Origin of the sequence: Comamonas sp. MYb396, from assembly GCF_037479555.1 — a bacterium.
Taxonomy (GTDB): domain Bacteria; phylum Pseudomonadota; class Gammaproteobacteria; order Burkholderiales; family Burkholderiaceae_C; genus Comamonas.
Genome location: NZ_JBBGYU010000005.1, coordinates 372,126 through 385,349, shown reverse-complemented (window position 1 = coordinate 385,349; position 13,224 = coordinate 372,126). Strand labels below are relative to the sequence as shown.

The 13,224-nt window shown below is 65.0% G+C and carries 10 protein-coding genes; 6 read left to right on the top strand and 4 right to left on the bottom strand.

The annotated features are described in order from the left end of the window. Positions 1–7: 7 nt before the first annotated feature. The 3 genes from WH265_RS14315 to tenA form a co-directional block, all read right to left on the bottom strand. Entirely contained in the window at positions 8–1,687 is a 1,680-nt protein-coding gene (locus WH265_RS14315) for an MdtA/MuxA family multidrug efflux RND transporter periplasmic adaptor subunit (RefSeq protein ID WP_339558706.1), read from the bottom strand. Between the two features lie 728 nt (positions 1,688–2,415). Continuing rightward, on the bottom strand, positions 2,416–2,649 hold the full coding sequence (locus WH265_RS14310) for a hypothetical protein (RefSeq protein WP_021027653.1): 234 nt from the start codon (positions 2,647–2,649) through the stop codon (positions 2,416–2,418). A gap of 228 nt (positions 2,650–2,877) precedes the next feature. Next, a complete protein-coding gene (gene tenA / locus WH265_RS14305; protein ID WP_339558705.1) occupies positions 2,878–3,543 on the bottom strand; it encodes a thiaminase II in 666 nt (221 codons plus the stop codon). Positions 3,544–3,704: 161 nt separating this feature from the next. Between tenA and WH265_RS14300 the strand changes: the two genes are divergently transcribed. From WH265_RS14300 to WH265_RS14285, 4 genes are all read left to right on the top strand, one after another. Next, complete coding sequence (locus WH265_RS14300; RefSeq protein ID WP_339558704.1) at positions 3,705–4,598, top strand: DUF3626 domain-containing protein; 894 nt, start codon at positions 3,705–3,707, stop codon at positions 4,596–4,598. Positions 4,599–4,674: 76 nt separating this feature from the next. Beyond that, positions 4,675–5,922, top strand: a complete 1,248-nt coding sequence (locus WH265_RS14295; protein ID WP_339558703.1) for an NAD(P)/FAD-dependent oxidoreductase — start codon at positions 4,675–4,677, stop codon at positions 5,920–5,922. Between the two features lie 231 nt (positions 5,923–6,153). After that, the gene (rpsU, locus tag WH265_RS14290; RefSeq protein WP_007833691.1) at positions 6,154–6,366 is read left to right on the top strand and encodes a 30S ribosomal protein S21; all 213 of its coding nucleotides are present in this window, start codon (positions 6,154–6,156) and stop codon (positions 6,364–6,366) included. 151 nt (positions 6,367–6,517) lie between these two features. After that, positions 6,518–6,964, top strand: coding sequence for a GatB/YqeY domain-containing protein (locus WH265_RS14285; RefSeq protein ID WP_021027649.1), 447 nt, complete (start codon positions 6,518–6,520; stop codon positions 6,962–6,964). 104 nt (positions 6,965–7,068) lie between these two features. Here WH265_RS14285 and WH265_RS14280 read toward each other — a convergent pair whose 3' ends face one another. Further along, positions 7,069–10,320 (bottom strand): hypothetical protein, encoded by a 3,252-nt coding sequence (locus WH265_RS14280; RefSeq protein WP_339558702.1) that lies wholly within the window; start codon positions 10,318–10,320, stop codon positions 7,069–7,071. 618 nt (positions 10,321–10,938) lie between these two features. Between WH265_RS14280 and WH265_RS14275 the strand changes: the two genes are divergently transcribed. Further along, positions 10,939–12,168, top strand: a complete 1,230-nt coding sequence (locus WH265_RS14275) for a CaiB/BaiF CoA transferase family protein (RefSeq protein WP_339558701.1) — start codon at positions 10,939–10,941, stop codon at positions 12,166–12,168. 273 nt (positions 12,169–12,441) lie between these two features. Further along, positions 12,442–13,176: an SIMPL domain-containing protein gene (locus WH265_RS14270; protein ID WP_339558700.1), complete on the top strand. Its 735-nt coding sequence runs from the start codon at positions 12,442–12,444 to the stop codon at positions 13,174–13,176. Positions 13,177–13,224: the final 48 nt, after the last annotated feature.

The following is a 13,224-nucleotide window of genomic DNA, read 5'->3' as shown; positions in this document are numbered from 1 at the left end:
GCCCGCCTTATGGGTTGGCGCGCTGGGCGGGTTGCACGGTGCTGGCCGCTGGCGCCATGCCCTTGGGCACCTCCTCCGGTTTGATCGCGGGTGCGGTCTGGCCGGAGCCGGTCGCAGGGGTTGCTCCGCCCGAGCCACCCGAACCGCCAGAACCACTGGCGCCAGCGGCGGGTTGGTCCGGGTTCACCGCAGGGGCTGCGGCACTGGGCTGGCCAGCATTGGGCTCAACGGCTGCACCGCCACCACCACCACCGCCGGCGGGCGCGCCATTGCCCGCCGCACCGCCGGGTGCCGCACCATTGGCGCCACGGCCTTCGCCATTGCCTCGGCGTCCACCACCCTCGCGCGGGCCGCCCTCACGTGGGCCGCGCCGGCCACTGCTGGCGCCATGAGCCTGGGTGGGCGTATCGCCCTGCAGGGCCACCACGGCGCCATCCTTCAAACGGTCGGCGCCCTCGGTCACCACCAGCTCGCCCTCCTTGAGGCCCGTGTTGATGGCCACCCATTCGACCGTGCTCATGCCCCGGATGACGGTGCGCTGGGTCACGGTGCGGTCGGCGTTGATCACGTAGACAAAATCGCCATTCCCACCGGTGCGGATGGCGGTGACCGGCACCACCAGCGCGCTCTCGTCCTTCAAGGTCAAACGGGTGTTGACAAACTGGTTGGGAAAGAGCGAGCCATCGCTGTTGTCGAACCGGGCCTTGGCCTTGACGGTGCCCGTCGCGGTGTCAACCAGGTTGTCCAAGGTCAGGAACACGCCCTGGGCCAGGGTCTTGTTGCCTGCGCGATCGAGCGCTGCCACCGGCAGCCGGGCATCGGCCTTTTGCGCGCCCAGCACCGAGGGGATATGGTCCTGCGGCACGGTAAAGCTCACATCGATCGGCGCAATCTTGGTGATGACGGCGATGCCGGTGGTGCCGCCGGCGCTGATGTAGTTGCCCGGGTCCATCGTGCGCAGACCGATGCGGCCATCGATGGGTGAGGTGATGCTGGCATAACCCAGGTTGAGCTGGGCGGTCTGCACCTGGGCCTGGTCGGTGAGCACCGTGCCTTCGAGCTGCTTGGCCAGCGCGGCCTGCGTGTCCAGATCCTGGCGGGCAATCGAATCCTGGTCCCACAAGGTCTGGTAGCGCTTGAGCGTCACGCGCGCGGCATCGAGCTGCGCCTGGTCGCGCGCCAACTGGCCCTTGGCCTGCTGCAGCGCTTGCTCAAACGGGCGGGGGTCGATCTGGGCCAGCTTCTGGCCTTTCTTGACCATCTGGCCTTCGGTGAACAGCACATCGCGCAGAATGCCCGAGACCTGGGTGGTCAGGGTCACCGTGGTGGTGGGCACCACCGTGCCCATTGCCGTCAGGGTCACCGGCAGGGTTTGGCGTTTGGCAGCGGCACTGCCCACGGTGACGGCCATCGCCCGCATCGCGCCCGGGCCCATGCCGGGAGGGCCACCGGCGCCCGGTGGGCCGCCCATGCCAGGTGCACCGGCTGCCATGCCGCTCGGGTTCTTCTTGCTCTGCACCAGGTACCAGGCCCCGCCTGCCAGCCCCGCCACCAGCACGATGGCGATCGTCGAGCCCAGCCAGCGGCTGCGCCGCTTGGGTGCTGCTGCAGCACCGGGGTTCAGCCCGGCGTCTGCCGCGCCGGAGGTTGGGGTGGGACGGGTGGAATTATTGGAGTTATGGTCCATGGCAGCAATCGGTAGAGGTGAGTTACAGCAGCGGCCTGTGGCAAAGCTCCACCATCAGCACCGGCATGTAAAGAATGACCGCATCCTAGTGCAGCCATGTTGCACCTGCCCTGTACCGACTGCGAAGATAAGTAAACGCCACCGCCGCCAGCCCCGAGTCTACTGAGATTCCGTGGCAGCACGCCGCTGGCAAGGCTGTTGGACACGCAGGTTTTTTGCGGCGCAGTTTCTTGGCTGCCTGCAGCCACCCATCGCCATTCCTGGCGCAGCAAAGCGCAAGCCAGCCAACACGGCTGCAGCGGCCCAGCAGCTTGCAGATCACCCCTAGCCTGCGCATCGCGCAGCGGTCCCGCTTTGTCCCCATTGCACGGGCACAATGCTGTGGAAAGCTGTGAAGAAGCTTGTAGATAAGCAGGGCAAGCCGCTGATTCCTAAGCCAAATGCCAGCCTTGCTCAAAATTGAGGCATATGGGGCCTGGGCGCGTCATTCGCGCAGTTTCAACGCCACTACACTGCTGGCCCTGGCCTCTTCTGGCACTGGAGCACCGCTGTTTTGGCGCAGCGCAGCGTTGTCCCCAGTCCGTGGGCACAATGCTGTGGAAAGCTCTGTGCACAGCTGTAGATAAGCCACCCAAATCGTTGAAACTAAGACAAAAAGTTAACCATGATGAAAAAAAAGGCAGCCTGCTTGGGCTGCCTGGGTGCTGTGGAGAACAGCGGGCTGAGGATCAGGCATCGCGGCGCTTGATCTGTTGCAGGCCTTCTGAGGTGATGACCATGTAGCCCTCACGCTCCACCACCATGCCGCGTTCCAGCAGGCGCTTGGAGACATGTGCATGCACAGCATCCTGCAGAGAAATCTTTTCTCCCAGTTCCAATTTCTTCAAAGCGGCCAACTCATCGACCGTGGGTTCGAACACGGGAGCGTGGTAAGCGGTATGGGTGGTGTTGGTAGACAACATGGCAACTCCTTATATGGTTGCGATACGTGCGTGTAGGCCTCGGACTTGCTCGGGGTCTGCGCGTTGGCGCATCTGGTCAATGAATGCCACGAAGCGTAAGACCGTTTTTCGAAAGCGCCTGTAGGCGAATACCGCTAGCCTATCGCGCTGTGGAGCCGCATTGCATAACTTTACGACGGCGCTGCCGGAGCTTTACAGCGCAGCAGCGCAACGCAGTTTGGGTGCCGCTCAGCGCGTCGGCCAGCGCCCCCCTTGGTAGGCGCTGTCCCAGAACATCCATTCGAGCTCAGCACTGTAGCGGTAGGCCTCGGCCATGCGCGTGCGGGTGGCGCTGTCAGCGGCGTCCGCCACACGGTCGATGGTGGCGATGACGGCGCGCACAGCGGCGTGGAATTCTTCACTGGCATAGGTGTCCACCCAGGCCTGGTAGGGGTTACCGGGCTGGGAGCGAGCATGGATGTCCCGCCCCACTTCGGCATAGATCCAAAAGCAGGGCAAGAGCCCGGCGAGCGCCACCGGGTAGCTCTCCGACCAGCTGTTGGCCAGCAAAAAGCTGGTGTAGTGGTGGCAGGCCGGTGTCAGTGGCGTGGCGGCAAAGTCCTGCGCGCTGATGCCGAAGTCGCGCATAAAGCCATCGTGCAGCTTGCGCTCCTCGACCACCGCCTCATTGGCGGCATTGGCAAACTGCACCACGCCCTCGGCCTGGTCGGCCTTGGCGGCAGCGACGGCCAGCGCACGGCCATAGGCCACCAGGTAATGCGCATCCTGGATCATGTAATGGCGAAAGCGCTCGACCGACAAGCTGCCTGCCGCCAGCTCGCGGTTGAAGGGATGGTCCAAGGTGCGCTGGTACAGCGCCTGGTTGGCTTGCCACAAGGCCTGGCAAAACGACATGCAAACTCCTCAAGAGATCGGGGACAAGCGCTGATTGTCGGCCAGCGCCGGGCAGCTGGGCAGTATCCAACCCCAGAACAGCCAGGGCATGCATGCAGCGCAGAACCGGCTACGATCCATCCACTGCAGTCCCTGGACCTTCAACCGAACCTGCCCTGCCCATGCCCAGCCCCGCGCCTTTGTTGACCACTGCCCAGCAGCAAGCACTGCAGGCCGTGCAGCGCCGTGGCGGCCCGGTGCGCGAGCACGCACTTGCACCCGCTTCGATCCATGTCCACTTTCATCCCGACTGGATGGTCCCGGACTGGATCGTGCAAGGCCAGCCGCTGCTGGCGCTGCTGTGCCAGCAAGGCCGCTACCTGTCGCAGTTTGAGAGCGGCCGCAGCAATGGCAGCTACAGCCCCCAGCCCCAGGGCGAGCGCTGGCAGTGGGAGGACCAGCAGTTTGCGGGCGCTTACAACCACGCCGATCCCGCCGAGCGGCCGGTGTACGGCGCCGTCGATCTAGCGCCCTTGGGCCGCCCCAGCCACCAGGGCTATGGCGCTGCACCCCGCTTTGGATCGGCGTATCTGCAGCTGCACCGCGCCGCCACCGCACGCAGCAGCTTTTGCGACCCCGACAGCTACTGGCAGCCCCGCCATGTCGGGCTGTGGCAGCAGATGGACTGGCAGCAGCTGCAATGCCTGCAACTGGCCGACCCGCTGGACCACTATGTCGAAGCCCAGCTGCATGGCGGCCTGGTTCTGGCGCGCGATGTGGCCGCCATCTGGCTCGACCCCTGCTACCGCGATACGCCGCTGGCGCAGGCCGTGCAGACATCCGGTCTGCCCTTGCGCTTTCACCCCGGTTACCGGCTGCAGGCCGGGCAGCTGGCGCAAGCCAGCCAGTACCGGGGCGCCGACGTGGCCGAGGTGCTGGCCGAACTGCTGCAGCATGCGCCGGGTGGACTCACCCCAGCCGATCTGGGCCAGGCCCAGGCCCGCCATCGCTACCCGGCGCCGCTGCTGAAAAAAGCCTGGCATTGCATCGCCCACCTGGGCAGGCAGTCGGGTTAGGGCCGCATCACCGATAATCGCTGCTTTTGTCGGCGCGGGCACTCCATGCAGAGGCCTGGCCATCTTCCGGATCCGCATGTCTTCTCCCGCTCCCACCCACCTGTTTGATACCGTCATCATTGGCGCAGGCGCTGCCGGCCTGTTTTGTGCGGCGCAGGCGGGCCAGCGCGGGCTCAAGGTGCTGCTGATTGACCATGCGGCCAAGGTCGCAGAGAAGATCCGCATCTCGGGCGGCGGGCGCAGCAACTTCACCAACCGCGATCTGGATGTGCGCCAGCCCCATAGGCACTTTGTCGGCCAGAACCCGCAGTTCTGCCGCTCGGCACTGTCGCGCTTTGGTCCGGCCGATTTTGTCGCGCTGGTCGACAAGCACGGCATTGCCCACCACGAAAAGCACAAGGGCCAGCTGTTTGCCGACCATTCGGCCGAAGACATCATCGCGATGCTGCTGGCCGAGTGCCGCGCAGGCCAGGTGACCCACTGGCAGCCCTGCCCTGTCAGCGCCGTTGCGGCGCTGGATGCCGATGCGCAAGGCCAGCGCTTTCAGGTCAATACCGCCCAGGGCATGGTGCACTGCCGCCACCTGGTGATCGCCACCGGCGGCCTGTCCATCCCCAAGATTGGCGCCACCGACCTGGGCTACCGCCTGGCCCAGCAGTTTGGGCTGGCACTCGTGCCGCGCGTACCGGGCCTGGTGCCGATGACCTTTGATGGCAGCGCCTGGGCGCCCTATGCACAGCTGGCGGGCCTGGCCCTGCCGGTGGTGATCGGCACCGGCAGCAAGAAAACCCGCATGACGTTCAACGAGGACCTGCTGTTCACGCACCGGGGCCTGTCGGGGCCGGCCATCCTGCAGATCTCGAGCTACTGGACACCGGGCACCTCCATCGACATCAACCTGGTGCCCGAGGTGGATGTGGCCGAGCAGCTGCTGCAGGCCAAGCAACGCTCGCGCAAGCTGATTGCCAATGAGCTGGCCAGCCTGGTGCCCGCGCGCCTGGCCGATGCCTGGGTGGCGCAGGATGCCGATTGGCAGCGCCCGATTGCCGAGGCCAGCGACAAGGCGCTGCTGCGCCTGGCCGAGCGCCTGACGCGCTGGGAGCTGACCCCCACCGGCACCGAAGGCTATAAAAAGGCCGAGGTCACCGTGGGCGGTGTGGACACGCGCGAGCTGTCGCAGCAAACAATGGAGGCCAAGAAGGTGCCGGGCCTCTACTGCATTGGCGAGGTGGTGGATATCACCGGCTGGCTGGGCGGCTACAACTTTCAATGGGCCTGGGCGAGTGCCGCTGCCTGCGCAGCGGGCATGGCAGAAAGCCAATAGCAGCAGGACGCTGGGCGAGATGCAGGAGAGCAACAGCGCAGGTCTGGCTCCCCGCGTGCAAACCGCGACCCTCTTGCTTTCCTATCAAAAGCCGGATATAATCGCCCCTCTTTGCTGGCAAAGCCCTGTCTGCCAATACTAGTCAATATGACAGGGCAAAACCGCCATTCAAGGCTTTGGGGCGCGATCTTCCCCAAAACCCGCTGTTGGCACCAATGGAAACATTAGCTAATGACGACTATCCGTGTAAAAGAAAACGAACCCTTTGACGTTGCGCTGCGCCGCTTCAAGCGCACCATCGAAAAGCTGGGCCTGCTGACCGACCTGCGCGCTCGCGAGTTCTACGAAAAGCCAACCGCTGAGCGCAAGCGCAAGAAGGCTGCTGCCGTCAAGCGCCACTACAAGCGCGTTCGCAGCATGCAACTGCCCAAGAAGCTGTACTGATCGCAGCTCTCACAGGCCTGACGCAATTTGCCCAGGCTGTGACACCACCCGCGCTCGGGACGCCAGGCGCGGGTTTTTTGTTTTCTGGCCATCGCCAGATTTTTCAGGCAGACCGCTGCTTGCGTCGACGGCCTGCCAACAGGAGCCTGTTATGAGCTTGAAAGCACAAATCACCGAAGACATGAAGAACGCGATGCGCGCCAAGGACACGGAACGCCTGGGCACCATCCGCTTGCTGCAAGCTGCGATGAAGCAGAAGGAAGTCGATGAGCGCGTCGAGCTCGATGACGCGATGGTGATCGCCATCGTCGACAAGATGATCAAGCAGCGCAAGGACAGCATCGCCGCGTTTGAAACTGCCGGCCGCCAGGACCTGGCCGACAAGGAAAAGTCGGAAATCGAGGTCATCAAGGCCTACCTGCCAGAGCGCATGTCCGCCGAAGAAGTGACCGCTGCGGTCCAGGCCATCGTGGCGGAACTGGGTGCCTCGGGCCCTGGCGACATGGGCAAGGTCATGGGCGCCGTCAAGACCCAGCTGGCTGGCAAGGCGGACATGGGCCAGGTCTCTGCCGCCGTGAAGGCCGCACTGGCTCCCTGATCGCCGGGAGGCACGCCCCGGGCACAGGGCTGCCCGGAAGCCAAACATCAAAAAAACCACTGCAGCACCGAGCGGCAGTGGTTTTTTTGTGGGCGCTTTGCCGCTCAGTGGCGGCCGCGCTGGCGCATGCGGCGCAGGCCCAGCGCAGCGGCCCCGCCCAGCAGCAGCGACATCAGCAGCTGCCCCGCCAGCGATACCGTGGGTACCGCTACTGGCGCGGGCAAGAGTGTCGGGTCTGGATCCGGAGTCGGGTCAGGTGTGGGATCGGGCGCAGGTGGGTCCACATCGATGGTGTTGCTGTAGACCGCATCCTCGTCCTCACTGCTGCAAGGCGCGCTGCTGCTGCACTGGGCCGCATCGCTCACCCGGGCCAGATTGCGAACATGTGCAGGTGCGGCGGCCGTGATCCGGGCCTGTACCGCATAGCGCACGGTTTCGCCACCTGCCAGCGTCACGCCGCTGCAACCCGACGGGCTGCAGACACCAGCGGCGCTGTGGGCCCCGACCTCGGTCGCAACAATCTCGGTCACCACCATGCCGCTGGGCACATCGTCCCACTGCAGCTCTACGGGCATGCCGCCTTCATTGCTCAGCGTCACCACATAGCGGGTGCTGCTGCCTTCCAGCACCTGGCTCACGCCATTGCTTTTGAGCACGGTGATATGGGCGGGGGCCAGCACATCAGTGCGCGCCTGGGCACAGCTGTCGGCAGGCAGGCAGGCAGCGCCCGGCACCGGCGGCTCACTGCCCCCCAGCGGATCGATGGCGGCATGGTTGGTGATGCTGCCGGCCTGTGCTGGCGCGATGGCATGCAAGCCAAAGGCAGCATGGCCGCCTTGCTCCAGCGCGGCATCCAGCACCACCTCGCACACCAGCGGCTCGCCACTGCAGACCACCGATGTCACACCGGCACCGGGCGAGGCACCCGTCAGGCGCATGCCATCGGGCAGGGCCTCAGCGACCACCAGCGTTTGCCCGGCGGCAACGGCTGTCTGGCCGCTGTTGCCAATGCGGAACTGGTAGTCCAGCGCCTGGCCCGCTTCCACCGTTGCCGCAGCCGTCTTGCTCAGCGTCAGATGCACGGGGCTGCGCAGCGCGTCGGTATCCGTCACGGTGCAGGGGGATGCTGCCGTGCAGTTCGCCCCCGTCAGCGTGGCCGTATTGCTGACCGTGGCATCGGCACGGCCCTCCACCAGCGCCGTGACCCGCGCCCGCACCTGGTAGCTGACGCTGGCGTTGGCGGCAACCGTGATGCCGCTGCAGCCCATCGGTGCCTGCAGGCTGCAGCTGCCGGCATCACTGGGCGCTGCGGCCGCCAGCGGCGTGATGGCCTCGATCTCCATGCCCTGGGGGCTGTCCAGCCAGGCGAGGCCGGCAGCGGGCATGCCGCCGCTGTTGGTAATGGTGACGGTATAGCTGCTGCCGGCACCCTCGGTCAGCGTATCGACACCATTGCTCTTGCGGATGCTGACAGTGGCGGGCAGCACGATGGCATCGCGGTCCTCGGCACTGCAGCTGTTGCCGCTGCTGCAGGTCGTGCCATTCAAGGTCACCACGTTGCGGGCGCTGTCCACGCCCACCTCGCCGGTGACGGTCGCCTGCACCGCATAGACAATCGATTCACCAGCTGCGACGGCGATATCCGAGCAGCCGCTGACAGTGCACAAGCCCGCCTCGCTGTTGGCGCCAACCGTCGTGGCGCTGATGCGCTCAATATTGAGGCCCACCGGGCTCTCTGCCCAACGCAGGCCCGCAGCTGCACTGCCGCCGGTGTTGCGCACCACCACCTGGTAGACCGTGCTGGCACCCTGGGCCAGTACATCCACGCCATTGCTCTTGCTGATGCCCATATTGGCCGCCGTCACCACCAGGTCGGTATCGGTGCTGGCGCAGCCGCTCACCCGCTCGCTGGTGCAGGTGCCGCCTTGCACCACGGCCTTGTTGCTGACCGATGCGCCTGCCGCTACGGCAGCATTCACTTTTGCGCTGACGATGTAGACGATGGATTGGCCCGCTGCCAAGGTGATGCCGGTGCAGCCCGTGGTGCTGCAGGTGCCCGCCACACTACCGCCCCCCACGCTGCCCGCGCGGATGCCACTGACCGCCAGGCCGCTGGGCACATCGCTCCAGCTCAGGCCCGAGAACGCGGTCGCTGCGCTGTTGCTCAGGGTCACGCTGTAGGTGGTCTCGGCGCCCACGGTCAGGCGGTCCACCCCATTGGTCTTGACCACACTGACCGAGTCGGCTGCCACGATCAGATCCGCATCGCTGCTGCTGCAACTGGCGGGGCTGCCGCTGCTGCAGTTGGCGCCGTTCACAACGGCGGTGTTCGATGCCATCGCGCCCACCAAGCCGGTCACCTCCGCCTCCACCCGGTAAGCGATCGATGCACCGGGCGCCAGGCGCAGGCCCGTGCAGCCGCTGCTATTGCAGACACCGGCATCGCTGCCCGCGCCCACGACACCGGCCTCAATCCCCAGCACGCGCAGGCCTTGGGGCAGATCCTGCCAGGAGACATCGCTGGCCAGCGAGCCGCCGGTGTTGCTGATCGTCACGGTGTAGACCGTGCGGCCGCCTGCGGTCACGGCAGCGGCCTCATTGGTCTTTTGCACGCTCAAGGCCGCCGGGGTGCTCACGGCCTCCTGGTTGTAGGCGACAAAGGCAATGTCGGAGTCGCCGCTCAAGGCCTGCACAAAGCCAGCCACCCGGCCCATGTTCTGCGGCGTGATGCCAAAGTCGGCGAAATAGTAAGCACGTATGCGCAGGTCACGGCTGCCATCGCCCACCGTGGACTTGGTGTGGTTGGGGTTCCAGAACTGCCAGTTCTGCCGGGCGACGACCGGCACGCTGCTGAGCGCGATGCTGATGCTGTTCCCCACGACCGCACCCGTGTCGTCGATGAAATAAAAGGTGTCGGTCTTGCTCGATGGCTGGCCCACCTGGGTCACCAGCACATCGGGCACCGCATCCGTCGTGGACTCGGGATTGCCTACACTTGCACTGAAGCGCAGCGAGCTCGCCGGGATATTGAACAAGGCCGTGCTGAGATCGAGCCCATGCCCGCCATCCGACAGGTAGGAGGCCCGGGTCTTGGAGATGTCGTAGCTGGCGCTTTGGGCAATCGCATTGAGGCCACCCGCAGCGGGCAGCGAGCTGGGATTGGGCGTAAAGGCCTGGAAGACTGCCGGCTGAAAAGCCCCGGTCAGCACCGCGTCATTGACCCCGGTCGAGTAGCGCACGCCACCGGCCGTGAACGCCAGCAGATCGTTGTTCCCATTGGCTGCAGGCGCTGTGGCGGCATTGCTGGTATTGGCTGTCCAGCTGTTGCCGTTGAAGCTGCCCCAGACGGCAGTCACATTGTCAGCCGCATGCGCCAAGCCCTGCCCCGCCACCAAGCAAAGCCCCAGCAGGCTACGCAGCCCTCGCGCACCCAGCGCCCACCTCATCACTGAACCCATCACACCTTGACCGTTCTTGTTGAAAACACCGGCACCGAAATGCCAAGACCCTGAAGCCTGTGCAGCATCAGGGCCTGTGTCCATCAGTTGAAATTGAGAAAAATATATTAACTTAATCAATTATCAAAACCTAGCCTTCGATTCCATGTATTCACTTTGGTTAACAAAGACTGAAAAAGGGCCCACGCCAGATCTTGATACACATCAAGAAATTTCAATTCGTTATATTTGTATCTTAACATTACAGAAATTTCTTACCCGAAGGCCGGTATATAGCGTCTATCGGGCAGGCATACCGCGCCGTTTTTTGCGCATCTTTGGCGACCCACTCGCAGCGGCTTTGTCACCCCTGCATGCACCGCAGGGACAGCCAATGGCGCATGCAGCTAAGCGGATGTGGTACATACGGCGTAGTTCTGTTTGACCTACCCGGCTGGCAGCCAGCGCGGCACCCGCTGCGATTTGCGCCAAGCCCTGCGCCCGCCCAGCCTGCCAACGCTTTCTGTTTCCTGAGCCATGCACCACACCGACGCCCCCCCCGACACGCCGACCTCCCCCACCCCCTTGCCACTTGCCGGCCTGCGTGTGGTCGAGTTCAGCCATATGGTGATGGGCCCGACCTGTGGCCTGGTGCTCGCCGATCTGGGGGCCGAGGTCATCAAGGTGGAGCCGGTCGAGGGGGACCGCACCCGCCACCTGCTGGGCGCGGGAGCGGGCTTTTTCCCGATGTTCAACCGCAACAAGAAAAGCGTGGCCATCGACCTGCGCCAGGCCTCGGGGCTGGAGGCCGCAATCCGCCTGGCCAGCACGGCCGACATCGTGGTGCAGAACTTCAAGCCCGGCGTGATGCGCAAGTATGGGCTTGATTACCGCGCGCTGTCGCAACTCAACCCGCGCCTCATCTATGTGAACCACAGCGGCTTTCTGCCCGGGCCCTACGAGCACCGCACCGCGCTCGACGAGGTGGTGCAGATGATGGGCGGCCTGGCCTATATGACCGGGCGCCCCGGCGACCCGCTGCGCGCGGGCACCAGCGTCAACGACATCATGGGCGGCATGTTCGGAGCCATTGGCGCGATAGCCGCGCTGATGCAGCGCGCACAAACAGGCCAGGGCCAGGAGATCGACTCGGCGCTGTTCGAGAACAATGTGTTCCTGGTCGGCCAGCACATGATGCAGTTTGCCGTGACGGGCGAGGCGGCCGAGCCCATGCCCAACCGCATCTCGGCCTGGTCGGTGTATGACGTGTTCACCGTGCAGGATGGCGCCCAGATCTTTCTGGCCGCCGTGAGCGATGCGCAGTGGACCACCATGTGCAGTGCCTTTGGCTGGGGCGATCTGCTGGCCAACCCCAGCTACTGCAGCAATAACGACCGGGTGCGCCTGCGCCCCCAGCTGCTGCCCGAGCTGCGCCAGCGCTTTGCCGCAATGAGCGCCGCGCACATTGGCCAGGTCTTCGAGGCCAACGGCCTGCCCTATGCCCCGATCAGCAAGCCCGAAGAGCTGCTGGACGACCCACACCTGCTGGCCAGCGGCGGCCTCGCCCCCCTGCGCCTGAGCGATGGCGAACGCGCGGGGCAGACGGCCCCCACCACCTTGCTGCCGCTGCGCATGGCCGGTGAGCGCCTGGGCGTGCGCATGGACCCGCCGCAGCTGGGCCAGCACACGCAGGAGCTGCTGCGCAGCCTGGGCTATGGCGATGACAGCATTGCCGCGTTGCGGGACAGCCAGGCGATTGCCGGCTAGGCGCCAGCGCCTCCCGCCAAATGTGAATATCGATGAACCCGGACGATTGCGGCAGCCTGTCCTACAAGGCTCTGGCCTGCCGCCGCCTACGCTGTGGCTCTTTGTCGCGGCACTCGGGGCACCTGGGGCACTTGGGGATAAGCTAGGCCATCCGATGCGGCTTGTGGGCGCTGTTGAAACTTGCAGTCCAGCTCGCACTCCAAGCCCGGTGACCTGGGCCCCCGCCTTATTGGCGGCATGTCCTCCGCGACTGTTTTGAAGAAGGAGAATCCGATGAAAAAAATGCGCATGCTGGCAACCGCCGCCTTGATCGCCGCCACCCCTTTTGTAGCTTCCACCGCCATGGCCCAGAACCCCGCTCCCGCCGCTGCCAACGCAGACAAACGCCCCAGCCTGAACCTGGATGCCGAAGCGACCACCCGCGTGCCGGAAGACACGGCCTGGGCCCAGTTCAGCGTCGAGAAGGAATCCAAGGACCAGGCCCAGGCCCAGCAGCTGGGCAAGACCGCGCTGGCCGATGTGCTGGCCACCGCCAAGAAGTCCCAGGTCTTGCAGGTCACGACCGAGAACCTGTTCACCAGCCCCGTCTACAACAAGGATGGCAAGGTCACCAGCTGGCGCACCCAGTTCAATGTGCAGCTCGAGTCCACCGACACGGCCGTGCTGGGCCAGACGATGGCTGCGCTGATGGACAAGGCCCGCCTGACCGGCTCGGGCTTTCGCCTGTCCGATGCTGCACGCAACAAGGCGCAGGACCAGCTGATCGCCGAGGCGGTCAAGAACTTCAACGCCAAGGCCAAGGTCACCGCCAATGCCATGGGCTATGCGCAGTACGAGTACGACACCATCCACCTGAACCAAAGTGGCACCAGCCAGCCGATGCCTCGCATGGGCCGGGGTGTGGCCATGATGAGCAAGATGGAAGACAGCAGCGCCCCCGTGGGCCTGGAGCCAGGCTACACCACGGTGTCGGTCAGCATGTCGGGTGCGGTGCGTTTGATCAAGTAAGCCGCGCTGGCTGAGCTTGGTGGGGCCCGCCCATCAGCGCTTAGCCCC